The following is a 23,050-nucleotide window of genomic DNA, read 5'->3' as shown; positions in this document are numbered from 1 at the left end:
CCCGCCGCCACCGTGCGTTTCCCAGCCCGGGGGCGGACGGAAGTTCTGGCCGTTCTTCCAGTTCGCGCCGAGCGCGTCGTATTGCTGTCGCTTCTCCGCGTCTTTCAGAACCTCGTAGGCCTCGGAGACCGCCTTGAAACGATCCTCCGCCCCGGCCTCGGAGTTGCGGTCGGGATGGTACTTGCGCGCGAGCTTGCGGTACGCCGCCTTGATCTCGTCATCGGTGGCATTGCGCGCGACGCCAAGCGTTTCGTAGTAGTCCTGAAATTCCATGCGGGTCTTCTGTGAAATGACCTGTCAACTGGCCGTGAGATGGTGGCAGATGCGCCCGAATTCAACGGCGCGAGCAGAGGGTGAACAGCTTGGCGTGCGTCTTGTTGTGGGAATTTTGTACACTGACCGCGAGAGGCTGGGCCTCTCCGGGAACCGATCTCCATCTTGGCGCAGAAATGAAGCCGCCGCCTACCGGCGCACCGGCTTCGGATGATTGGGGTCATTCGAAATCAAGCCGCTCCGGGTGCTCGCGCCCCGGACGCGCCGTGCGTGATGTTGTCCGCGCGCGGCGCAGGCGTGACGTGAGGATCATCATGAACAACTGGACACGACTGCTGGCCGCCGCATGGCTTGGCCTGACCCTGGTCGCCTGCTCGGGCGGCGGCTCTTCCGACGGGAATGGCGACGGCTCGGCCTCGGGCGAGGTGCCACCGCTGGGCACCACGCAACTCTTCAACGAAGAGGGGACCATGGAGGGCTACACCCCGCCGGATACCAAGGCACAGGGGACAGGGCCGTCCTATGGATACGTGGTCACGCTGCCGTCCGCGGACCCCGGCTATTTGTTCATCGACGCCGCGATCTACTGGGATGACATTCAGGACTCGCTGACACTGGAGGTGCTGGGTCCGGATGGTTCGGTGGTCGCCGAGTCGTTTGCCGTACCGGCCATCGATCAGGTGATCCGGATCGACGCGCCGGCACCGGGGCGGTACAGCTTCGTCGTTCACGAGCGCCAGACACGGCCGGGGCAGGGCTTCCGCTTCGAGGCCTACGTGGCTCGCGGCGAGGGAGAGGTCGCCGTTGAGCCCAACCTGTGCATGGCCGAGGGCGAGGAACTGGTCATCGCCGAATGGACCGGCACCGCGCCAACATCGGTGGGTGGGCTGCCCGGCACCTCGGTTGATCAACCGCTGCCGGTGCCGGATGGCTGCGCCTACGATGAGTTGCAGGTGGACATCGCCTGGGACGTGGCCGCGGAAGATCTCGATCTGGAAATCCTCGACCCCGAGGGCAGCGTCGTCGCCAGTTCCGGTGACTCCAACATCGAGACCGGCGTTGCCGGCGAGACGGCAACGGCCACCGCGCCGCGCGCCGGTGAATATGTGGCGTCGACCAAGAGCTTCAGCAACTTCGAGACGCCGTTCAGCGGTATCGCGACGCTGCGTTGCACTACCGTCGGGGGCTGCCTGGAACTGGTGGACGACACGGTGACCGAGCTGCCGGCACCGGTGAAGTCGACCCGGGTGATCGTCGGCGTGGTGGACAGCGCCACGAATCCGTACCACGACTTCTTCTACGCCGGCAGCCAGATCTACCCGGATGCCGCGCCAAGCGCGGTCACGCCGGCGGTACTGGCCGAGCTGGGCGTCAAGCCGGAAAACCAGGTCGAGCTGACCCGAACCGGGGACATCGCCGCGGACATCGAGGCCGATGCCGCCATCTGGTCGCGGGTCAAGCGTGGCGAGCTGGTCTGGTTCAAGGGCACGAACCTGCTGGCGATCTCCTTCGCGGGCACGGACGTGGAGCCGCTGGTGCCCCAGACGCTGAAGAGTTCGCACGGCGTTGGCACTAGTGCCGCGGTGATGAAGGCCAACCCCGAAGCGGTCGTGATCATGATCGAGCAGGGCAATGACCTGGCCAGCGATCCCAGCCACGAATGGACCTTCCTCAATCCTTCCATTGATGTCGTGTCGACCAGCTACGGTGTTTCGCTGGCTCTGGGGCTGTTGCCCGTTCCGGAAACCCGGGCCTTCCATGCCGGCTTCGACGGCGTTGTCGGTCAGGGCAAGCTGCACTTCAGCTCGGCCGGCAACGGTCCGGGTTTGTCGCCCACGCGGGCGGGCGCCGGACCCTGGTGGTCCATCGGTGTTTCCGGTAGCGAGGAAGACAGTTCCGAAGGGCGCACCATCACGTCGGGGCGGCTGCCGGACTTCGTGTCCGATTTCACCCAGCAGCTGCCGTATTGCATGGACTGCGAGTCGGAGATCGACACCTCGGTCGGCGGGACCAGCTTCTCCACGCCGCGCTCGGCCGGCGTGGCTTCGCGGGTGCTGCTGGAGGTGCGTCGCAAGTACGGTCATCGCGGCGGCGTGGTCGATGTCGACGGGGTGCCGACCATGGCCGTGGGCGGCGAGATTCCGGTGACCAACTGGGTGCTGCGCCGGGCGCTGGAAGAGGCCGCCTGGGTGCCCGGCACGGTGGGTGAGCCGACCGAGATCGCGCTGGACCTGGCGACGCCGGTGATTCCGGAGCTTGCCTGGGTTGACCACGGCTGGGGCGATTTGTCCGCCCGCGATGACAAGCTGGTGGTCGAATCGGCGCTGACCCATCTGGACCTTGGCGCGTTGCCGCGAACCAAGCCGATTGGTTTCTGCGAGTTCCAGACCGAGATCATGCTGGAGCGCATGACCTACTGGAACGAGGTCGCCCCGTCGCTACCCGATCTGTTCGGTGGCGACACGACGCAGCCGCTGGACACCAACCCGTTCGTCTTCTGCGACTCGGCCGTGCCGACCCATCCGGCCAGCAATGATCCGGGTGGCAACTACGACGCCGCCGGTGATTTCGATGAAGACGGCGTCGCCAATGGCGAGGACAATTGTCCCGAGGTGGCCAACCCTGATCAGGCCGATGGGGACGGTGACGGCATCGGCGATGCCTGCGATGCGCCCCCCAGCGATATCGACGATGACGGTGTGATCGACGCCGAGGACAACTGCCCGAATGTGGCGAATCCTGAGCAGACGGATACCGGTGAGGATGGTGTTGGTGACGCCTGCGAGTCTTCCCCGGAGACTCCGATCGCCGACCCGGGGGCGGGGACCGTGGAAGTCGTCCGTTTCGAGGGGCCGACCGGCATCACGACGCCCGTGGTTTGTCTGGGCTGCGGCAGCGGGTCGGATGGCTTCGCCACCCATGAGGTGCGCTACGAGCTGCCGCCCCTGGCCAATGTGACCAGCCTCGACTTCACCCTGACCGCCGCCGTGGCCGAGCAGCTCGACATCGTGATCTACGACCCGGCCGGCGAGACGGTGGGTGAATCCGTGGCCGACCCGGCGCCGGGGATTTATCTGGCGCAGATCACCGAGCTGGTGGCGTTCGAGGGCGGATTCACGCTCAGTATCTCGACCACTTGTCCGGATACCGGCTGCAACTAATCCGGGCGGTGTAGAAACGGCCGGCGGACTTCTCCGTCGGCCGTTTTTTGTATTTCGGGCTATGGGGGTGGCTTGAAATCGTTTCCGCGCCGCCAGCGCGCTCCCAGGCGCTCAGGCTGCTATAATGCCGCGATAATTCGCGTGCTTTTGCGCGCGGCAACTATCGATAAACCTCCATGAGTGAAGGGAGCGAATGAGCGAGTTCGCGAAAGAAGTGCTGCACGTCAATCTCGAAGACGAGATGAAGCAGTCCTACCTCGATTACGCGATGAGCGTGATCGTGGGTCGAGCCCTCCCCGACGTCCGGGACGGCCTCAAGCCGGTTCATCGCCGCGTGCTCCACGCGATGCGCGAGCTGGGCAACGACTACAACAAGCCCTACAAGAAGTCGGCCCGCGTGGTTGGTGACGTGATCGGTAAGTATCACCCGCACGGGGATACCGCGGTCTACGACACCATTGTGCGTCTGGCTCAGCCGTTCTCCATGCGCTACATGCTGGTCGACGGGCAGGGCAATTTCGGGTCGGTGGACGGCGACTCCGCCGCGGCCATGCGTTACACCGAGGTGCGCATGGCGCGCATCGCGCATGAAATGCTGGCCGATATCGACAAGGACACCGTCGACTTCGTCCCGAACTACGACGAGTCGGAATCCGAGCCGGCGGTGTTGCCGACCAAGGTTCCGAACCTGCTGGTCAACGGCTCGGCCGGCATTGCCGTCGGCATGGCGACCAACATCCCGCCGCACAATCTCACCGAAATCGTCAATGCCTGCGTGGCGCTGATCGATGATCCCGAGATCACCATCGAGGGCTTGATGGAGCATGTGCCGGCGCCGGATTTTCCGACCGCGGCGTTGATCAACGGCACCGCCGGTGTGCGCGAGGCCTACGAGACCGGTCGCGGTCGCGTGTACATGCGTGCCCGGGCAGAGATCGAGGAGCTGCCCAGCGGCCGTCTGGCGATCATCGTCACCGAACTGCCGTATCAGGTGAACAAGGCTCGGCTGCTCGAAAAGATCGCCGAGCTGGTCAAGGAAAAGAAGATCGAGGGCATTACCGAGCTGCGTGACGAGTCCGACAAGGACGGCATGCGCATGGTGATCGAGCTGCGTCGCGGCGAGGCCGGCGAGGTCGTGCTCAACAACCTCTACCGCCAGACCCAGCTCCAGACCGTGTTCGGGATCAACATGGTGGCGCTGGACGGTGGCCAGCCGAAGACGCTGAACCTCAAGCAGGTGCTGGAAGCCTTCGTGCGTCACCGCCGCGAGGTGGTCACTCGCCGCACCATGTACCTGCTGCGCAAGGCACGCGACCGGGCCCATGTGCTGGAAGGCCTGACCGTCGCGCTGGCGAATATCGACGAGGTCATCGAGCTGATCAAGGCAGCGGCCTCGCCCGCCGAGGCCCGCGCTGCGCTGGTCGCGCGTCCCTGGGCGCCTGGCCAGGTGCGCGACATGCTCGGCCGCGCCGGTGCATCGGCTTCGCGTCCGCTGGAACTGGCCGAAGGGCTGGGGCTTACCGATAACGGCTACATGCTGTCCGAGGCCCAGGCCCAGGCCATCCTGGATCTGCGCCTGCACCGCCTGACCGGGCTGGAGCAGGAAAAGCTGATCGGGGAGTACCGCGAGATTCTCGACCAGATCGCCGAGTATCTGGACATTCTGGGCAGCACCGCGCGCCTGATGGAGGTCATCCGCGAGGAATTGACCACCGTTCGCGAGACTTATGGCGACGAACGTCGCACCGAGATTCTGGAAGACTTCATCGGTCTGGACCTGGAAGACCTGATCACCCCGCAGGACGTGGTCGTGACGCTGTCCCACGAGGGTTACGTCAAGAGCCAGCCGCTGGACGTGTTCCAGGCGCAGAAGCGCGGGGGTCGTGGCAAGCTGGCGTCCAGCTTCAAGACCGACGATTTCATCGACGCACTGTGGGTCACCCACACCCATGACACGCTGCTGTGCTTCTCGTCGGCCGGCAAGGTGTACTGGCTCAAGGTCTACCAGATCCCGCAGGGTTCTCGCGGTTCTCGCGGCAAGCCGATCGTCAATCTGCTGCCGCTGGAAGGCGATGAACGCATCTCGGCGATTCTGCCGATCAAGGACTTCAACACCGGCGAGTCGGTGTTTTTCGTCACCCGGCAGGGCGTCGTGAAGAAGACCGAGCTGGAGGCATTTTCGCGTCCTCGCGCCAGCGGCATCATCGCGCTGGCTTTGCGCGACGACGACGCACTGGTCAACGCGGCGCTGACCGACGGCACACGCGACATCCTCCTGGTCGCCGACAACGGCAAGGGCATCCGCTTTCCGGAAGAAAACGTCCGCACGATGGGCCGCACCGCCGCCGGTGTGCGCGGCATGAAGCTCGGCAAGGATCAGTCGGTGATCTCGCTGCTGATCTGCCAGGATGGCGACGTGCTGACCATGTCCGAGGCCGGTTTTGGCAAGCGGACGCCAGTGGACGACTACCCGTTGCGTGGTCGCGGCGGCCAGGGTGTGTTCGCCCAGCGTCTGACCGACAAGACCGGCAAGCTGGTTGCGGCGATCCAGGTGGTCGAGGCTGACGAGATCATGCTGATCACCGAATCCGGCAATCTGAACCGCCAGTCGGTGGCCGGCATCTCGCGCCTGAGCCGCAACACCCAGGGCGTCAAGCTGATCCGTCTGGCCGAGGGCGACCGCCTGGTTGGCGTGGACCGGGTGGCGATCGAGGCCGAGGAAGACGTCGACGGCGAAGACGAAGCCTGACGCTGATGTCCGCCGGCGTCCGGGTGACGCCGGCGGGAGCACATCCCGCAAGCCACCGTGCAGGGCGACAGGTCCGCCGGTTCGGTGTACTCTCCCGCGCCCCAACTTCGGATGGACACCGCTCCGGGAGCACCATGACGCGCGTTTTCAACTTCTCAGCCGGACCGGCCACGCTGCCGGTGGACGTTCTCCAGCAGGTTCAGGACGAGCTCCTGGACTGGCAGGGAACGGGCATGTCCGTGATGGAAATGAGTCATCGTGGCAAGGCCTTCGTCTCCATTGCCGAACAGGCGACCGAGACGCTGAAAACGCTGCTCAACGTGCCGGACAACTACAAGATCCTGTGGATGCAGGGCGGGGCGACCGGGCAATTCTCGGCCGTGCCGATGAACCTGCTGCGCGGCCGTGACACTGCCGACTATGTCGTGACCGGCAGCTGGGGCAAGAAGGCGGTCAAGGAAGCGGCCAGGTATTGCTCGGCGCAGACCGTGGCAAGGCCGGTCGACGACAAGTTCACCCATGTGCCGGACCGTGACGACTGGACCCTGAACCCTGAAGCCGCCTACGTGCACTACACGCCGAACGAGACCATCGAAGGCGTGGAGTTTCCCGACGTGCCGGATGTCGGCGACGTGCCGCTGGTGGCGGACTTCTCGTCGACCTTTCTGTCGCGTCCGATCGATGTCGGTCGTTTCGGCATGATCTACGCTGGCGCGCAGAAGAATCTGGGCCCGGCCGGGGTCACCATTGTCATTGTTCGCGATGATCTGATCGGCGACGTGTTGCCGCAGACGCCGACAGTGCTGGATTACGCGAAGGTCGCCGATGGCGAATCCATGCTCAACACGCCGCCGTGCTTTACCTGGTACGTCTGCGGCCTGGTGCTGCAATGGATTCAGCGCCAGGGTGGCCTGAAGGCGATGGCGGCCCGCAATGCGGCCAAGGCCGGCAAGCTCTACGCCTTCATCGACGCGTCGGGTTACTACCGCAATCCGGTGAAGCCCGAGCATCGTTCGTGGATGAACGTCCCGTTCACGCTGCCCGACGCTGCGCTGGATGCGGATTTCCTCAAGGGCGCGGAAGCAGCCGGTCTGTCCACGCTCAAGGGTCACCGCAGCGTGGGTGGCATGCGCGCGAGCCTCTACAACGCCATGCCGGAAGCCGGTGTCGACGCGCTGGTCGACTACATGAAAGAGTTCGCGAAGAAGAACGGCTAGATCATTGAAAAAATACAAGATTCAGACGCTGAACAATATCTCGGCCAAGGGCCTGGACCGGTTTCCCCTTGATCGTTACGAGGTCGCCTCGGGTCTGGTGGAGCCCGATGGGCTGATTCTTCGTTCAGCCAATATCCACGACATGGAGATTCCCGGTTCTCTGTGGGCCGTGGGCCGCGCCGGCGCCGGTACGAACAACATTCCCGTGACGCAGATGAGCGCCAAGGGCGTCGCCGTGTTCAATGCGCCGGGCGCCAACGCCAACGCCGTCAAGGAGCTGGTGCTCACCGGCATGCTGTTGGCGTCGCGCAACATCATCGCGGCCTGGGATTTCGTCAATTCGCTGGATGGCGATCCGGCGTCGATGAACGAGCGGGTCGAGGCCGGCAAGAAGCAGTTCAAGGGCTTCGAGTTGCCGGGGCGCACGCTGGGGGTCGTTGGTCTGGGCGCCATCGGCGTCCGGGTCGCGAACGTGGCGCAGGACCTGGGCATGAAGGTGATCGGCTATGACCCGGCGATTACCGTCGGAAACGCCTGGCAGCTGGATGCCAAGGTTGACCAGGCGCTGACCGTCGAGGAACTGCTGGCCAAATCGGACTTCGTGACGCTGCATGTGCCGCTGATCGAACCGACACGAGGCCTGATCAACGCCGATCGCATCAAGCTGATGCGCGATGGCGCGACCCTGCTGAATTTCTCGCGAGCGCCAATCGTCGACGAAGCCGCGGTGCTGGCCGCGTTGGAAGAGGGCAAGCTGCATCGCTATGTCTGCGATTTCCCGACGCCGACGGCCAAGGGGCATCGCGGCGTGATCGCCTTGCCGCACCTGGGTGCGTCAACCCAGGAGGCCGAGGACAACTGCGCGGTGATGGTCGCCGACCAGCTCCGCGACTATCTGGAGACCGGCAACGTGCGCAATTCGGTGAATTTCCCTGAGGCGGTTCTGCCGCTGACTGACGGCGCGGCGCGGCTGGCGGTGGCCAATCGCAACGTGCCGAATATGGTCGGTCAGATTTCCACCGCGCTGGCCAAGCGCAACCTCAATATCGCCGACCTGCTCAACAAGTCGCGTGGTGATCTGGCGTACACGCTGGTCGACGTCGACGGCGAGTTGCCGTCCGATCTGATCGCGGAACTGAAGGGCATCGACGGCGTGCTGTCGGTGCGGGCCATCGAGCACTGAGTCCGGGGTACGGGTCATGACGGATTCCAAGCAACGACTCGCCGCCGCGCGCTCGGCGATCGACGAACTGGATCAGTCCATCCAGAAGATGATTTCCGACCGCGCCCGCCTGGCGCAGGAGATCGCGATCATCAAGCAGCAGGCCGGCGATGTGGGTGACATGTATCGCCCGTCGCGCGAGGCCGAGGTGTTGCGGCAGGTGATGGCCCGCAACGAGGGGCCGCTGACGGATGAGACCGTCGCCCGGCTGATGCGCGAGATCATGTCGGCCTGCCTGTCGCTGGAATCCCCGCTGACCGTCGCCTATCTCGGTCCCGAGGGCACCTACACCCAGGGCGCGGTGCACAAGCATTTCGGGCACGCCGTGCGCTCGCGTCCCATGGTTGCGATCGACGAGATCTTCCGCGATGTCGAGGCAGGCAATTCGCACTACGGCGTGGTGCCCATCGAGAACTCGTCCGAAGGCGTGGTCAGCCACACCCTGGACTTGTTCGTGTCCAGCCCGCTGCGCATCTGCGGCGAGGTGACGCTGCCGATCCATCATCACCTGCTCAGCGACCAGGACCTGCCGGACGGTATCACCAAGGTCATCGCGCATCCGCAGTCGCTGGCGCAGTGCCGGACCTGGTTGCAGACGCGTCTTCCGGCGGCCGAGCTGGAGACGGCATCCAGCAACGGCAAGGCCGCGCGGCTGGTGGCCGAGAACCCTGGCAGGGGCTGGGCGGCGATTGCCGGCCGGCCGGCGGCGGAGCTCTACGCACTGAAGATCGCCGCCGCGAACATCGAGGACGAGTCGGACAACACGACGCGCTTCCTGGTCATCGGCCGTCAGCAGACCGCGCCCACCGGCGACGACATGACCTCGTTCGTGTGCTCGGCGCATGGCGGGGATCAGCGTCCGGGTGCGCTGTTCGAGTTGCTGAAGCCGTTCTCCGATGCCGGCGTCAACATGACCCGCATCGAGTCGCGGCCGTCGCGGCGTGGTAACTGGAACTACAATTTCTACATCGACGTGGCCGGACACGCGGACAATGCACCGCTGAACGAGGTGCTCAAGGCTGTGGAAAGTCGCTCCGACCTGTTCAAGATTCTCGGCTCGTATCCGCGGGCTCCGCTGGCCTGACCCGGCCAACGACCAACGAAGACGACGATGAAAGATTTCAAGCAATTGGCAATGCCGGGCCCGGTGGCGCTCAAGCCGTACACCCCGGGCAAACCGGTCGAGGTGCTGGAGCGTGAGCTGGGCATCACCGGTTCGATCAAGCTGGCCAGCAACGAGAACCCGCTGGGTTGCAGTGCGACGGTGACCGCCGCCGTGCAGGCCGCGCTCGGCGGCGAATTCTTCGCTCGCTATCCCGATGCATCGGGGCATGAACTGAAATCGGACCTGGCCGCGCACCACGGCATCACCGCCGACCGGATCACGCTGGGCAACGGCTCCAACGACATTCTGGTGCTGCTGGCGCAGGCGCTGCTGGGGCCGGGTCGCGCATCGGTGTTCTCGGGCTACGCGTTCGCGGTGTATCCCATCGCCACGGCCGCCGCGAGTGGCGAGGCGAGGGTGGCGTCGGCGCTGGGGCCGGATTCGGCCATGCCCTACGGCCATGATCTCGACGCCATGCGGGCGCTGATCGACGACGACGTGCGTCTGGTTTTTGTCGCCAATCCGAACAATCCCACCGGTACCTGGCTGGAGCCGGACGCCTTCGAGGCCTTCCTGCGGGACGTGCCCGAGGATGTGGTCGTCGTGCTGGACGAGGCCTATCACCACTATCAGCCGGAGGAATGGCGTATCGATTCGCGCCGGCTGCTGGACGCCTATCCGAACCTGGTCGTGACCCGGACGTTCTCCAAGATCTACGGCATCGCGGCGCTGCGCATCGGCTACGGCCTGTCGCACCCTGCGCTGGCGGACATCCTCAACCGGGTGCGTCAGCCGTTCAACAACAACGCGGTGGCACATGTGGCCGCGCGTGCCGCGCTCGCCGACGAGGAGTTCGTCGATGAGTCGGTGGCGACCAATCTGACCGGCCTGGCGCGCATCCGGCAGGGACTGGACGACCTGGGGCTGGGCTATCTGCCGACGCACACCAACTTCCTGACCTTCGACCTGGGCCGGGATGCAGCCTCGGTGTACGAGGCGATGCTGCGCGAGGGGGTGATCGTGCGCCCGCTGGCCGGTTACGGCATGCCCAATCACCTGCGGACCACCATCGGCACCGCGGACGAGAACGAGCGCTTCCTCGCGGCGCTCGGCCGCGTGCTGGGCGGGCAATGAACACCCGATGATCCAGTCCCGAAGGATTGCGATCTACGGGGTCGGCCTGATCGGCGGCTCGGTCGCGCTGGCGCTGCGCGCGGCGGGGTTCGAAGGCAGCATCGTCGGCTTCGGGCGCCGCGAGTCCGAGTTGACCCGCGCGGTGGCCCTGGGCGTGATCGATCGCTATTCCACCGATGCTGCGGAAGTCGCCGCGCAGGCCGACCTGCATCTGCTATGCGTGCCCGTTCTGGCGATGGAATCCGTGTTGGCGGCGATCGCGCCGGCCTGTGGCGAGCAAGCCATCATCAGCGATGTCGGCTCGACCAAGCAGTCGGTGATCGAGGCCGCGGTGCGGGTATTCGGCGCCTTGCCGGCCGGGTTCGTCCCCGCGCATCCGATCGCGGGCACCGAGCGCACGGGCGTGGCCGCCGCCTTTCCGGAGCTGTACCGGGAGCGGCTGGCCATCCTGACGCCGGCGGAAACCAGCAGCGAGGCCGCGGTGCGCGAGGTGGAACAGCTCTGGCGTGCCTGCGGCGCACGGACCATTCGGATGGCGGCCGATCATCACGACGATGTGCTCGCCGCGACCAGCCATTTGCCGCACATGCTGGCCTTCGCGCTGGTCGACATGCTCGCGACGCGGCCGGATCACGACGAGATTTTCATGTATGCCGCAGGTGGTTTCCGTGATTTCACGCGGATCGCATCCAGTTCGCCCGAAATGTGGCGGGACATCGCGCTGGCGAACCGGGCCGCGGTCAGCGGGAATCTCGACGCCCTGATCGCTCGCCTGCAAACACTCAGACAGGCCATTGATGCCGGTGACGCGACGGAGATCGAGTCGCGTTTTCGGCGGGCGAAATCGGCGCGTGACGAGTATGTGGCGCTGACCGAAGGGCGGGGTGACGCATGAGCGGTTCCAGTCAGCGGTTCCTGGTCCGGCCCTCGGGTCCGCTGCGCGGGGAGTTGCGTGTGCCCGGTGACAAGTCGATTTCGCATCGCGCGGTGATGCTCGGCGCGCTGGCCGATGGCATCACCACGATCGAGGGCTTTCTGCCCGGCGAGGATTGCCTGGCGACACGTCGCGCCTTCGAGGCGATGGACGTGGCCTGCGAGGAGACATCCGAGACCGGCATGCGGATTCACGGCGTTGGCCTGTACGGGCTTTCCGAGCCTTCCGCCCCGCTGGACCTTGGCAATAGCGGTACCTCGATGCGGCTCCTGTCCGGTCTGCTGGCGGGGCAGGAATTCTCCAGCACGCTGATCGGCGATGCCTCGCTTTCGCGGCGACCGATGCGCCGGGTCACCGAACCATTGGCGCGGATGGGGGCGCAGATCGAGACCACCGAGGCGGGCACCGCGCCACTGCATATTCGCGGGGGGCAGCGCCTGCACGGTGCGTCCTTCGACCTGTCCGTGGCCTCGGCGCAGGTCAAGAGCGCGCTGCTGCTGGCCGGGCTCTACGCGCAGGAGCCGACGATCGTCAACGAGCCGGGCATCAGCCGTGACCACACCGAGCGGATGCTGGCGAGTTTCGGTGTTGACGTGCCGGTTTCCGGGCTGAGTTGCCGGGTTCGTGGCGGGCAGCGCCTCAAGGCGACGACCATTGACGTCCCGGCGGACTTGTCGTCGGCTGCGTTCCCCGTCGTCGCGGCGCTGATGGTGTCCGGATCGGACATCCTGCTGCCGGGTGTGGGCGTGAATCCTTCGCGTGCCGGCATTCTGAAGATCCTGGAAATGATGGGAGCGCAGGTCTCGTTGCTCAACGTGCGCGCCGCCGGCGCCGAGCCAATCGCCGATCTGCACATCGTGGCCGGGCCGCTTCACGGTGTGGATGTGCCGCCGGCGCTGGTGCCGCTGGCGATTGACGAATTTCCCGCGCTACTGGTGGCCGCCGCGATGGCCAGCGGGGTCACCCGCATCACCGGGGCGGCGGAGTTGCGGGTCAAGGAATCCGACCGGATCGCCGCGATGGCGAAGGGGCTGGAAGCCGTCGGCGTGCGTGTGGAAGAGGCCGAGGATGGCATCACCGTCCATGGTGGCGGCGTCCGCGGGGGGCTCGTGGATGCCCTGGGTGACCACCGGATCGCGATGTCCTTCGCGGCGCTGGGTGCCGTGGCACCCGAGGGTATCGAGATCGTGGACGTGGCCAACGTGCAGACCTCCTTCCCGGGATTTGTCGGGGCCATGGCCGGCCTCGGCCTGAATATCGAGCAAAGCGCATGAACAGGGTGGTGCCGGTTGTCGCGGTGGACGGCCCCAGCGGGGTGGGCAAGGGCACGCTCTGCCTTGCCTTGAGCGAGCGTCTGCGCTGGCATCTGCTGGATTCCGGCGCCTTGTACCGGCTGGTTGCGCTGAGTGCGCTGCGTCAGCGGACCGCGCTGGATGACGAGGCGACGCTGGCCGGGACCGCGCGGCGGCTGCCCGTCCGATTCGAGGTCGTGCCGGGGCAGGGTGTTCGTATCGACCTGGATGGCGATGACGTGACCCGGGCCATTCGCGAAGAGGCTGTCGGTGAGGCGGCGTCACGCGTGGCGGCGCTGCCCCTGGTTCGGGCGAACCTGCTGGAACGTCAGCGTGACTTTCGCACGGCTCCGGGTCTGATCGCCGATGGTCGCGACATGGGAACGGTGGTGTTTCCCGATGCGCCGCTGAAACTGTTTCTGACGGCCTCGGCGGAGGTGCGCGCGAAACGCCGCGCCGCGCAATTGAGCGTCCCCGAAAACAGTGCTACATTTGAAAAGATTTACTCTGATATAATCTCGCGCGATCAGCGGGATGCTTCGCGTGCGACCGCGCCGCTCAAGGCAGCCGATGACGCGGTGGTTCTCGATACGTCCGAACTTGGCATAGACGACGTGTTCGAGCAGGCCATCGAGCTCATCGCGGAGCGCAGGCTCAAGCAGTTCGACTGATCGCGTACAGCATGAATGTCCGGGGCGCCAAGGATCGGCGCCCCGATTGTTTTTATCAGCCCCGGCATTTACGGATGAACCGCCGGTACAAATCGAGTGTGTCTTAATTCATATGTCTGAAAGTTTCGCAGAACTCTTCGAGCAATCCATTGCTCAACAAACCATGCAGCCGGGTTCCATCGTCACGGCCCGCGTGCTGCAGGTAAAGCCGGATGTGGTCATCGTCGACGCGGGCCTGAAGTCCGAAGGCGTGATCCCGATCGAGGAGTTCTACAACGACTCCGGTGAGCTGACCATCGGCGAAGGTGACGACGTCGAGGTGGCGCTGGAGACCGTTGAAGACGGCTTCGGTGAGACCAAGCTGTCCAAGGAGAAGGCCGAGCGCATCAAGACCTGGGATCGCCTGCAGAAGGCGTTCGACGACGAGGAAATCGTGGTCGGCCAGATCAGCGGCAAGGTCAAGGGTGGTTACACCGTCGATGTTGGCAATGTCCGCGCGTTCCTGCCGGGCTCGCTGGTCGACATCCGTCCGGTTCGCGACACCGCGTACCTGGAAGGCAAGCCGCTGGAATTCAAGGTCATCAAGCTGGACCGCATCCGCAACAACGTGGTGGTCAGCCGCCGCGAAGTGCTGGAAGCCGAGTACTCGGTGGAGCGCGAGGCGCTGATCGAGAAGCTGCAGGAAGGCATCGTGCTGCAGGGCGTGGTCAAGAACCTCGTCGACTACGGCGCGTTCGTCGACCTCGGTGGCATCGACGGTCTGCTGCACATCACCGACATGTCCTGGAAGCGGGTCAAGGATCCGTCGGAAGTTGTCGAAGCCGGCCAGGAAGTCGAAGTCAAGGTGCTTAAGTTCGACCGTGAGCGCATGCGCGTCTCCCTCGGCCTGAAGCAGCTGGGCGAAGACCCGTGGGTGGACATCGCCCGTCGCTACCCGGAAGGCACCCGCCTGTTCGGCAAGGTCACCAACATCACCGATTACGGCGCGTTCGTCGAGATCGAGGAAGGTGTGGAAGGCCTGGTTCACGTCTCCGAAATGGACTGGACCAACAAGAACGTCTCCCCCGGCAAGGTCGTGCAGATCGGCGACGAGGTCGAGGTCATGGTGCTGGATATCGACGAAGAGCGTCGCCGCATCTCCCTCGGCATCAAGCAGTGCATCCCCAACCCGTGGGAAGAGTTCGCGCAGAACTTCCAGAAGGGCGACAAGGTCCGCGGTGCCATCAAGTCGATCACCGACTTCGGTATCTTCATCGGCCTGGACGGTGGCATCGATGGCCTAGTCCATCTGTCCGACCTGTCCTGGAACGAAGAGGGTGAGGACCTGGTCCGCAACTTCTCCAAGGGTGAGGAAATGGAAGCCGTGGTGCTGTCCATCGACGCGGAACGCGAGCGCATCTCGCTGGGCGTCAAGCAGATGGAACAGGATCCGTTCGCCTCCTACATGGGCCGTCATCCGAAGGGCTCCATCGTCACCGGCACCATCCGCGAAGTCGATCCTCGCGGCGCCGTGATCGATCTGGAAGAAGGCATCGATGGCTACCTGCGTGTGGCTGACATCTCCCGCGAGCGCATCGAGGATGCCCGCACTGCACTGAACGCTGGTGACAGCGTTGAAGCTCGCATTGTCGGCATGGATCGCAAGACCCGCTCGATCTCCCTGTCCATCAAGGCCAAGGAGATGAAGGAAGAGGCCGATGCCGTGGCCGAGTACAGCCGCAGTGCCCAGACCGGCACGACCAGCCTGGGCGATCTGCTCAAGGAGCAGATGGGCGAGGGTGGCAAGGACGACTAAAACCGTCCTGCAATCGCTGTAAGCTCAGGAAAATAAAGAGGAAACAAGCCCGTGGCGTGTTGCGCGCCACGGGCTTTTGTTCTACTGTGGTCGCGTGGTGATCGAGAGGAGCTTGGATTCGTTCATGACCAAGTCGGAATTGATTGACCAGCTGGCGGACAATCAGCCGCATCTGTCACACAAGGATGTGGAGCTGGCCGTGAAACTGGTCTTGGACAAAATCACGGATGCGTTGGCCGAAGAGGATCGGATCGAGATCCGTGGATTCGGCAGCTTCTCGCTTCATCATCGCCCGCAGCGCATCGGACGCAATCCCAAGACCGGTGACGCCGTGGTGATACCGTCCAAGGCGGTCCCGCATTTCAAGCCCGGCAAGGAGTTGCGCGAGCGTGTCAACGGATCGGACTGACGCCAGGAGTCCCGTCAGCCGTATGCTGATGTCGATCGCATTGTTGGTCGTGGCTTGCCTCGGGCTTGCATTAGCGTTTTCAAATACCCAGGAAGTCACCGTTGACTTGCTGTTAGTTGAACTGACATTGCCGCTGATTGGGTGGATGGTCGTCGAATTGATCGCTGTGGTCGTCGTAATGCTGATTTTTAGCGCGCTTTGGGTGGCTTCTCTCAAGCGGCAGATCCGCCGGCAGGCGCGCCAGATCAAGGATCAGGAGGCCGAGTTGAAGAATCTCCGGAACCTCCCGATCCACGATGTTTGATGCCTTTGGCCTAGCGTTGCTGCTGATGCCCATGGCGGGAGCCGTGGGCTGGTATCTGCGCAGCCGCGTGCGCCCGCCGGAGACACAGCCGGCACCCAATACCGACTACCTGCAAGGTGTCCAGTACCTCGTCAACGACGAGACGGACAAGGCGATGGATGTGTTCATCCGCTTGCTGGAAGTCGACAACGACACCGTCGAAACCCACCTGGCGCTGGGCGCGCTGTTCCGGCGACGGGGCGAGGTCGATCGGGCACTGCGGGTGCATCAGAATCTCGTCGCCCGACCGAATCTGGATCACAAGTACCGAAACCGCGCGCGGCTGGAACTGGCCCAGGACTACATGAAGGCCGGTGTGCTCGATCGCGCGGAGGGCCTTTACCTGGAGCTGCTGGAGCAGGGCATGTTCCAGGACGCCGCGCTGGCGTCGCTGGTCTCGATCTACGAAAAGGAGCGGGACTGGGAGCGTGCGATCGAAGCGACGCGTCGACAGGAAAAGGTTCAGGGGACTGCCGAACCTGGCCGGCTGGCGCAGTACGCCTGCGAGATGGCCGAGGAAGCTCTGTGGCAAAAGGACAGCAAGACGGCTTTGCAGTGGGCCAAGCGGGCGCTGACGGATGATCGCGGCTGCGTGCGTGCCAGCCTGCTCGAGGGCAAGGCGCTGGAGGCGACGGGCGATCACAAGGCTGCCGTCAGAGCGTACCGCCGGGTTGTCAAACAGGATCCCCGATTCGTGGTCGAGACGCTGGGTCCGCTCAAGCGGTGCTACGAGGCGCTGAACAAGTCGGACGAATGGATCAGTTATCTGCGTGAGCAGTCGACGCAGCAGTCGTTGCCCGCGGTGCAGGTCGCTCTGGCGCGCGAGAGCACGCCTGCTGACGGCGTTGCGCTGCTGGCAAGCTACCTGTCGACCACGCCGTCCTGGACGGCCTTCAATCACCTGCTGGAACTGAACCAGGCCGAGTTGCCGCCGATGCTGGCGGCGCCGCTGGAGACCCTGCACGGCGCGTTGCGAGCCACGCTGGCCAGTGCGCCGCTCTACGCCTGCCAGCATTGCGGGTTCTCCGGGCGCGCGATTCACTGGCAATGCCCGAGTTGCCGGAACTGGGCGTCGATGACGCCGGTTTCGGACGTCGCCAAACCGAGCTGAGCCGGTGCCGGCCCGGCCGGCCTTCCCCTGACAATTCGACCTTCGTCGAACTTTTTCATACTCTTGGTGGTTTGCACAGGGGAGCACTGGGCAGGGAGCGATGCCACTGGCGTTTGTCACCGGATCCACAGGATTCGTCGGCCAGAACCTGATCGAAGCGCTGGGGCGGGACGGTTGGGACGTCGTCGCTTTGCATCGCGCCAGCTCCGATCTGACCCGCCTGAATCAGCTGGGTGTGACGCTGCAATGCGGCGATGTGGCCGATTTGGCCAGCGTGCGCGCCGCCATGCCCGACCGGCCCGACGCCGTGTTTCATGTGGCCGGCGACACCAGTCTGTGGCGCCGCCAACGGACGGAGCAGACGCTGGTCAACGTCCGCGGTACCCGCAACGTGGTCAAGGTGGCGCTGGAACACCGCGCCGCTCGGTTCGTGCATACCTCCAGCGCCGTCGCGTTCGGGTTGCACTCCGGACGTATCAACGAGATGACACCGGTCTCGGCGGCGAAATCACCCATCGACTACATCCGGACCAAGGCCATGGCCGAGCGCGAGGTTCGGCGCGGCATCGCCCGGGGGCTAGCCGGGGTGATCATCAACCCATCCAATATTCTCGGCCGCTACGATCACAACAACTGGTCGCGGCTGTTCCAGCTGGTGCAGCAGCGGCGCCTGCCGGGCATGCCGGATGGAGGCGGCTCGTTCTGTCATGCCGGCGCCGTTGCCGATGCGCATATCGCCGCGGCGCGTGACGGACGCGTTGGCTGCAACTATCTGCTCGGCGGGGAGGACGCGGCGTATCTGACGCTGGTCAAGCGGGTCGCGAAGGCGTTGGGGCGCACGGTCGCGCCGCGTCCCTTGCCGGTGCGGGTCCTGTCCGCCTATGCGCGCCTGGAGGAAATGGTGGCGCCGGTGTTCGGGCGCGACCCGGATCTGACCCGCGAGACGGTGACACTGCTGTCCAGCAACATCTACTGTGATACCTCCAGGGCGGTGGCCGAACTCGGTTTCCAGCGCGTCGACATGGATCGCATGCTCAGCGAAACCATCGAATGGATGGTTTCGGAGCACATGCTCAAGGCGATCAGCCCGAGGATCCCGCCCGCTTGAGTTCATCCGGCGCCATGCGCCGGTATTCCAGCATTCGCGATTCCAGTCGAGCGCGCTCGGCGTCGCTGAGGTTCGGGCGTTGCAGACCGGTGTGCAACTGGTTGATGGCCGCCCGGTAATTGCCCCGATACCGGAAATACGCCGCCATCTGGTAATGCGCTTCAGGTTCGCGGCCGCTGTCGCGCGCGGCCAGGGCCAGCAGGCGGAACGTGTCCGGTGCGTTGCGCCGGTAGGCGCTGCTGTCCAGCAGGACGCGGCGCGCCTCGTCCGAGGCGCCAGTGCGGATCAGCGTGTCGGCGTAGGCCAGCGAGACCGGCTGGTAGTTCGGATAACGGCGTTCCAGGTTCGCGTAGCGCGCGATGGCCGCCTCATCCTGTCCCGCCAGGTGTTCGGCCTGCGCCATGGCCAGCTGCACGTTCACCTGATCGGGATTGGTGATGGCGTTGAGATGCTTCAGCGCGCTGTCACCGTCGCCGCTGTACAGGTCGATCAGGGCCAGCCCGTAGCGGGCTTCGTCATCCGACTCGTCGTGCTCCAGCGAACGGCGGAAGAATTCGCGTTCCAGCGACGGGGGCGCCGACGCCAGAACGCGGGCGCGGGCGCGCATGTAGCGGTACTGATCCGAACTCTCGTGCTCGACCGGGTCGTAGTCGTCGGCGCGGTTCAGCGCCTCACTGACGCGCGTGGCCGAGACGGGGTGGGTGAGCAGAATTTCCGGCAACTGGTTGCCATAAAGCCGTGTCTGTTGATGCAGGCGTTCGAAGAACGTCGCCATGCCTTTGGGATCGTAGCCGGCATCGGCGAGCGTGCGGATGCCAAGCCGGTCGGCCTCCAGTTCATGAGAGCGCGTGTGATTGATCTGTCGCTGCTGGATGGAGGCCAGGCCCACGCCCAGCGCGGCCTGGATCAGATCGGGATCGGTGGCACCGGCGAGCGCCGCGGCCACCACCAGGGCCGCGGTGGCCAGGTTCCAGCCGGTGGAGCCCTGCAACTGTCGGGCGATATGCCGCTGGGTGACATGCGCCTCCTCGTGCGCGAGCACGCCGGCGAGTTCGGACTCGTTGGTCGATGCCTGCAGCAGCCCGGTGTGCACGCCGATATAACCACCCGGCAGCGCGAACGCGTTGATGGAGTCGTCGCGGATGATGAAGAAGCGGAACCCGTTCGGACTGACGCCGCCGTGAGCCGCCAGCTCCGCACCGACGGAACTGATGTATTCGGTGAGTTCCTGGTCCTCGAGAATCAGTCCGGCCGCGTACAGCTGGGCCTCGATGCGGGCGCCGATCTCCGCTTCCTCGGACAGTGACAGTGTCTGATCCGCTGGCTCACCGAAATCCGGGAGATTCACGCTGGCCCGAACCGGTGACACGACCAGGTTCAGGAGGCAGATCAGGAGCAGAAGTCGGCTTATCGGTGCAAACATTCGGTGAGATGGCGTGTGCTACAGTCGCGCCGACCCGGTCAGAGCCGGAAACGGCGCATTTTCATCGTACGCCGATTAGAACATGGCTGCGCTCCGGAGTTAGTGAGACGGGTAACAAGCGGCGATCGGAACTCTGATCAGCGGCTGGCGGTCTTCCAGTGCATCCGCAGCCGTTCCGGCGTGCGTCATGCGCGGTCGCGGCGTGAACGTCGTGAACGGACGGCGTCAGTGCGACGCGCCGGTCGGTGACCGACCGCGGAGCCGGGTGAACGCAATCTCAGAATAAGGAGCCGTTTCGACGTGCATGCCGTCAAGGACTGGCTCAAGCGCCAGATCTCGAATCCGCAGATTGTCAGCCTGGCCCTGGTGCTGCTGGCGGTCTGGATCATCATCACGTTCTTCGCGTCGACGCTGGCGCCGGTGCTGGTGGCGATCGTGCTGGCCTATCTGCTCGAGGGGCCGGTGGCGGTGCTGCAGCGTCGCACGCGTCTACCGCGCTTGCTCGCCGTCACGGTGACCTGGGCCGTGTTCTGTATCGGGTCGCTCGCCGCATTGATCCTGCTGTTGCCCCTGTTGTCGCGCCAGACCACGCAGATCGTGCAGGAGGTGCCGGTGATTATCGGCAACATCCAGGCCTATCTGATGACCCTGCCCGAGAAGTACCCGTCGATGGTGTCGCCCAAGCAGGTCGAGGAGATCATGCTGTCGGCCGGCGACTATGTGGCCCAACTTCGCCAGTTCGTACTGAGTAACAGCGTGGTGGTCGGCGTCGGGTTGCTGTACATCGCCGTGTATCTGGTGCTGGTGCCGTTGCTGATGTTCTTCCTGCTCAAGGACAAGGATCGCATCCAGCACTGGTTTCGCGGGTTCCTGCCGACCGACATCGGTCTGCTGCGGACCGTGTGGGGCGATGTGGATCGCCAGCTCGCGAACTACGTGCGCGGCAAGTTCGTCGAGATCATCATCGTCTGGGCGGCGGCGTTCCTGACCTTCACGGCCCTGTCGTTGAACTACGCAGTGCTGCTGTCGGCCCTGGTGGGGTTCTCGGTGCTGGTGCCCTACCTGGGTGCGCTGGTCGTGACCGCGCCGATCGCGGCGGTGGCCTGGGCGCAGTGGGGCACGGAGCCCGAGTTTTACTACGTGCTGATCGCCTACGGCATCCTGCAGGCGCTGGACGGCAATGTGCTGGTGCCGCTGCTGTTTTCCGAGGCCGTGGACCTGCACCCGGTCGCGATCATCTTCGCCGTGCTGTTCTTCGGCGGGATCTGGGGATTCTGGGGCGTGTTCTTCGCCATTCCTCTGGCGACCGTGGTCAACGCGATCATCAACGCCTGGCCGGAGCGATTGCGGGGGGAGCCGCCCCCGCTGCCCGTTGAGCAGGGCGAGAACGAGTCGGCTACAGCGTAGCCGACGCGAAAGCCGCCAGGCGGGAGCGCTCGCCGCGCGCCAGGGTCACGTGTCCGGCATGCTCCCAGCCGCGGAAGTGATCGACCACATAGGTCAGGCCGGAGTTGGTTTCGGTCAGATAGGGCGTGTCGATCTGGCCCAGGTTGCCGAGGCAGACGATCTTGCTGCCAGGCCCGGCGCGCGTGATCAGCGTCTTCATCTGCTTGGGCGTCAGGTTCTGCGCCTCATCGAGAATGATGTAGCGGTTGACGAAGGTGCGGCCGCGCATGAAGTTCACCGACCGGATCTTGATGCGCTTGGACAGCAGCTCGTTGGTCGCGGCCCGCTCCCATTCGCCGGCGTCGTCGGACTGGGTTAGCACTTCGAGGTTGTCCATCAGCGCACCCATCCAGGGCGTCATCTTTTCCTCCTCGGTTCCCGGGAGGAAGCCGATATCGTCGCCGACCGGGACGGTGACGCGGGTCATGATGATCTCGCGGAATCGCGACTGATCCAGCGTCTGCGACAGCCCCGCGGCCAGGGCCAGCAGGGTCTTGCCGGTCCCGGCGGCGCCCAGCAGGGTGACGAAGTCGATGCTCGGGTCGAGTAGCAGGTTCAGCGCGAGGTTCTGCTCGCGGTTGCGGGCGTGCACGCCCCAGACGGACTGGCGTCCTTCGGAGTAGTCGTTGATGACCTGGAAGGCCGCGGTCTCGTTCTGGACGTCGCGGACGATCAGATCGGGGCCACTGCCGTCCTCGAAATAGACGAACTGGTTCGCGTGCAGGTCGGCGATCTCCGGCCCTGACAGCCGGTAGTGGGCGGAACCGCGTTCGTCCGTCCACGATTCCATGTTCTCGCCATGAGCCGCCCAGAACCCGTCGGGCAGCGCCTTGTAGCCGGCGTCCAGCAGATCCAGATCGTCCAGCACCCGGTCGCTGGAATAGTCCTCGGCCGAAATGCCGGTGACCGCGGCCTTGATGCGCAGGTTGATGTCCTTGGAGACCAGCGTGACCTTGCGGTTGGGGTGCTCCGCCTTCAGTGCCAGCGTGGTCACGAGAATGCTGTTGTCCGGCTTGTTGCCGGGCAGCAGGTCGGGCAGTTCGACGTTCGGCGGCCGCGTCTGGAAGAACAGGCGGCCGGTCGGGACCGCCTTGTTGCGGATGTTCAAGCCGAAATCGGGCAGCTGCAGACCGGCCTCGATCGCCTTCTCGTCCGCGCCGTGGATCATCTCGTCCAGGAAGCGGCTGACCTGACGGACGTTGCGCGACACCTCGCTGGTGCCCTTCTTGGCCGCGTCGAGTTCTTCCAGCACGACCATCGGGATGTACAGATCGTGTTCCTCGAAGCGGAACAGCGAAGAGGGGTCGTGCATCAGCACGTTGGTATCGAGGACGAAGATTCGGGTCGACATGCCGGTGTTCTCGGTGGCTGGGGCGGAGTGGGTCAGCGGACCCGCGGGCTGTCGTTCAGGGGTTTGCGATCAGAGCGATTTGACGGCATCCAGCACGGCGGCGGCGTGTTGCTTCACCTTCACCTTGCGCCACTCCTGGCGCAGCACGCCCCCGGCGTCGATCAGGAAGGTGGATCGCTCGACCCCCATGTACTTGCGGCCGTACATGTTCTTTTCCTTCATGACGTCGTAGGCCTGGCAAACCGTTTCATCGGGATCGGAGAGCAGGTCGAAGGGGAACTCGAACTTCGCCTTGAAGTTCTCGTG

General features: G+C 64.8%; 19 protein-coding genes and 1 pseudogene. 16 read left to right on the top strand and 4 right to left on the bottom strand.

Features of this window, described 5'->3' with window-relative positions; all coding sequences use genetic code 11:
* The coding region (locus ABNS06_RS17105; RefSeq protein ID WP_348675819.1) for a DnaJ domain-containing protein at nt 1-273 on the bottom strand (273 nt) is incomplete at its 3' end.
* 2,564 nt (nt 274-2,837) lie between these two features.
* On the opposite strand from ABNS06_RS17105, the pseudogene ABNS06_RS17100 reads away from it, so the two are divergent.
* The 15 genes and pseudogenes from ABNS06_RS17100 to ABNS06_RS17030 form a co-directional block, all read left to right on the top strand.
* Nucleotides 2,838-2,942, top strand: a pseudogene (locus tag ABNS06_RS17100) (thrombospondin type 3 repeat-containing protein); the annotation flags it as partial.
* A 30-nt stretch (nt 2,943-2,972) separates the two neighbouring features.
* On the top strand, nt 2,973-3,434 hold the full coding sequence (locus tag ABNS06_RS17095; protein ID WP_348675820.1) for a hypothetical protein: 462 nt from the start codon (nt 2,973-2,975) through the stop codon (nt 3,432-3,434).
* A 193-nt stretch (nt 3,435-3,627) separates the two neighbouring features.
* Nucleotides 3,628-6,183: a DNA gyrase subunit A gene (gyrA, locus tag ABNS06_RS17090; protein ID WP_348675818.1), complete on the top strand. Its 2,556-nt coding sequence runs from the start codon at nt 3,628-3,630 to the stop codon at nt 6,181-6,183.
* Nucleotides 6,184-6,317: 134 nt separating this feature from the next.
* Nucleotides 6,318-7,400 (top strand): 3-phosphoserine/phosphohydroxythreonine transaminase, encoded by a 1,083-nt coding sequence (gene serC / locus ABNS06_RS17085; RefSeq protein WP_348675817.1) that lies wholly within the window; start codon nt 6,318-6,320, stop codon nt 7,398-7,400.
* A 4-nt stretch (nt 7,401-7,404) separates the two neighbouring features.
* Nucleotides 7,405-8,583: a phosphoglycerate dehydrogenase gene (locus tag ABNS06_RS17080; protein WP_348675816.1), complete on the top strand. Its 1,179-nt coding sequence runs from the start codon at nt 7,405-7,407 to the stop codon at nt 8,581-8,583.
* A gap of 16 nt (nt 8,584-8,599) precedes the next feature.
* Nucleotides 8,600-9,706: a prephenate dehydratase gene (gene pheA, locus ABNS06_RS17075; RefSeq protein ID WP_348675815.1), complete on the top strand. Its 1,107-nt coding sequence runs from the start codon at nt 8,600-8,602 to the stop codon at nt 9,704-9,706.
* 27 nt (nt 9,707-9,733) lie between these two features.
* On the top strand, nt 9,734-10,861 hold the full coding sequence (hisC, locus tag ABNS06_RS17070; RefSeq protein WP_348675814.1) for a histidinol-phosphate transaminase: 1,128 nt from the start codon (nt 9,734-9,736) through the stop codon (nt 10,859-10,861).
* Nucleotides 10,862-10,868: 7 nt separating this feature from the next.
* A complete protein-coding gene (locus ABNS06_RS17065; protein ID WP_348675813.1) occupies nt 10,869-11,756 on the top strand; it encodes a prephenate dehydrogenase/arogenate dehydrogenase family protein in 888 nt (295 codons plus the stop codon).
* Entirely contained in the window at nt 11,753-13,069 is a 1,317-nt protein-coding gene (gene aroA / locus ABNS06_RS17060) for a 3-phosphoshikimate 1-carboxyvinyltransferase (RefSeq protein ID WP_348675812.1), read from the top strand. Before ABNS06_RS17065 ends, aroA begins: the two co-directional genes overlap by 4 nt.
* The gene (cmk, locus tag ABNS06_RS17055; protein ID WP_348675811.1) at nt 13,066-13,758 is read left to right on the top strand and encodes a (d)CMP kinase; all 693 of its coding nucleotides are present in this window, start codon (nt 13,066-13,068) and stop codon (nt 13,756-13,758) included. The genes aroA and cmk overlap by 4 nt, the downstream gene beginning before the upstream one ends.
* 112 nt (nt 13,759-13,870) lie before the next feature.
* On the top strand, nt 13,871-15,553 hold the full coding sequence (rpsA, locus tag ABNS06_RS17050; protein ID WP_348675810.1) for a 30S ribosomal protein S1: 1,683 nt from the start codon (nt 13,871-13,873) through the stop codon (nt 15,551-15,553).
* Between the two features lie 124 nt (nt 15,554-15,677).
* On the top strand, nt 15,678-15,962 hold the full coding sequence (locus tag ABNS06_RS17045; protein WP_348675809.1) for an integration host factor subunit beta: 285 nt from the start codon (nt 15,678-15,680) through the stop codon (nt 15,960-15,962).
* Between the two features lie 28 nt (nt 15,963-15,990).
* The gene (locus tag ABNS06_RS17040) at nt 15,991-16,266 is read left to right on the top strand and encodes a lipopolysaccharide assembly protein LapA domain-containing protein (RefSeq protein WP_348675808.1); all 276 of its coding nucleotides are present in this window, start codon (nt 15,991-15,993) and stop codon (nt 16,264-16,266) included.
* On the top strand, nt 16,259-17,416 hold the full coding sequence (lapB, locus tag ABNS06_RS17035) for a lipopolysaccharide assembly protein LapB (protein ID WP_348675807.1): 1,158 nt from the start codon (nt 16,259-16,261) through the stop codon (nt 17,414-17,416). The genes ABNS06_RS17040 and lapB overlap by 8 nt, the downstream gene beginning before the upstream one ends.
* A gap of 100 nt (nt 17,417-17,516) precedes the next feature.
* Nucleotides 17,517-18,524 carry an NAD-dependent epimerase/dehydratase family protein gene (locus ABNS06_RS17030; protein WP_348675806.1) on the top strand — a complete coding sequence of 336 codons (1,008 nt, stop codon included), beginning with the start codon at nt 17,517-17,519 and terminating at the stop codon, nt 18,522-18,524.
* Here ABNS06_RS17030 and ABNS06_RS17025 read toward each other — a convergent pair.
* Nucleotides 18,499-19,872, bottom strand: coding sequence for a M48 family metalloprotease (locus ABNS06_RS17025; protein WP_348675805.1), 1,374 nt, complete (start codon nt 19,870-19,872; stop codon nt 18,499-18,501). The two genes, ABNS06_RS17030 and ABNS06_RS17025, sit on opposite strands and share 26 nt — an antisense overlap.
* Before the next feature lie 375 nt (nt 19,873-20,247).
* Between ABNS06_RS17025 and ABNS06_RS17020 the strand changes: the two genes are divergently transcribed.
* Nucleotides 20,248-21,354 (top strand): AI-2E family transporter, encoded by a 1,107-nt coding sequence (locus ABNS06_RS17020; protein ID WP_348675804.1) that lies wholly within the window; start codon nt 20,248-20,250, stop codon nt 21,352-21,354.
* Here ABNS06_RS17020 and ABNS06_RS17015 read toward each other — a convergent pair.
* Both ABNS06_RS17015 and ABNS06_RS17010 read right to left on the bottom strand, forming a co-directional pair.
* On the bottom strand, nt 21,344-22,744 hold the full coding sequence (locus ABNS06_RS17015) for a PhoH family protein (protein WP_348675803.1): 1,401 nt from the start codon (nt 22,742-22,744) through the stop codon (nt 21,344-21,346). The genes ABNS06_RS17020 and ABNS06_RS17015 overlap by 11 nt on opposite strands.
* 69 nt (nt 22,745-22,813) lie before the next feature.
* On the bottom strand, nt 22,814-23,050 hold a 237-nt coding region (locus tag ABNS06_RS17010), incomplete at its 5' end, for a redoxin domain-containing protein (RefSeq protein WP_348675802.1).

The organism is uncultured Abyssibacter sp., from assembly GCF_964000955.1.
In the GTDB taxonomy this organism is placed as follows: Bacteria; Pseudomonadota; Gammaproteobacteria; order Nevskiales; family OUC007; genus Abyssibacter.
Note: the sequence above shows the minus strand (reverse complement) of the source record. Positions and strands in the feature narration are given on the sequence as shown.

Excerpts from the sequence above, each read along its gene's own strand:
- serC (WP_348675817.1), top strand. The coding sequence starts at position 6,318 with ATGACGCGCGTTTTCAACTTCTCAGCCGGACCGGCCACGCTGCCGGTG.
- ABNS06_RS17030 (WP_348675806.1), top strand. The coding sequence starts at position 17,517 with ATGCCACTGGCGTTTGTCACCGGATCCACAGGATTCGTCGGCCAGAAC.
- pheA (WP_348675815.1), top strand. The coding sequence starts at position 8,600 with ATGACGGATTCCAAGCAACGACTCGCCGCCGCGCGCTCGGCGATCGAC.
- aroA (WP_348675812.1), top strand. The coding sequence starts at position 11,753 with ATGAGCGGTTCCAGTCAGCGGTTCCTGGTCCGGCCCTCGGGTCCGCTG.
- cmk (WP_348675811.1), top strand. The coding sequence starts at position 13,066 with ATGAACAGGGTGGTGCCGGTTGTCGCGGTGGACGGCCCCAGCGGGGTG.
- ABNS06_RS17015 (WP_348675803.1), bottom strand. The coding sequence starts at position 22,744 with ATGTCGACCCGAATCTTCGTCCTCGATACCAACGTGCTGATGCACGAC.
- ABNS06_RS17065 (WP_348675813.1), top strand. The coding sequence starts at position 10,869 with ATGATCCAGTCCCGAAGGATTGCGATCTACGGGGTCGGCCTGATCGGC.
- rpsA (WP_348675810.1), top strand. The coding sequence starts at position 13,871 with ATGTCTGAAAGTTTCGCAGAACTCTTCGAGCAATCCATTGCTCAACAA.
- lapB (WP_348675807.1), top strand. The coding sequence starts at position 16,259 with ATGTTTGATGCCTTTGGCCTAGCGTTGCTGCTGATGCCCATGGCGGGA.
- hisC (WP_348675814.1), top strand. The coding sequence starts at position 9,734 with ATGAAAGATTTCAAGCAATTGGCAATGCCGGGCCCGGTGGCGCTCAAG.
- gyrA (WP_348675818.1), top strand. The coding sequence starts at position 3,628 with ATGAGCGAGTTCGCGAAAGAAGTGCTGCACGTCAATCTCGAAGACGAG.
- ABNS06_RS17045 (WP_348675809.1), top strand. The coding sequence starts at position 15,678 with ATGACCAAGTCGGAATTGATTGACCAGCTGGCGGACAATCAGCCGCAT.
- ABNS06_RS17040 (WP_348675808.1), top strand. The coding sequence starts at position 15,991 with ATGTCGATCGCATTGTTGGTCGTGGCTTGCCTCGGGCTTGCATTAGCG.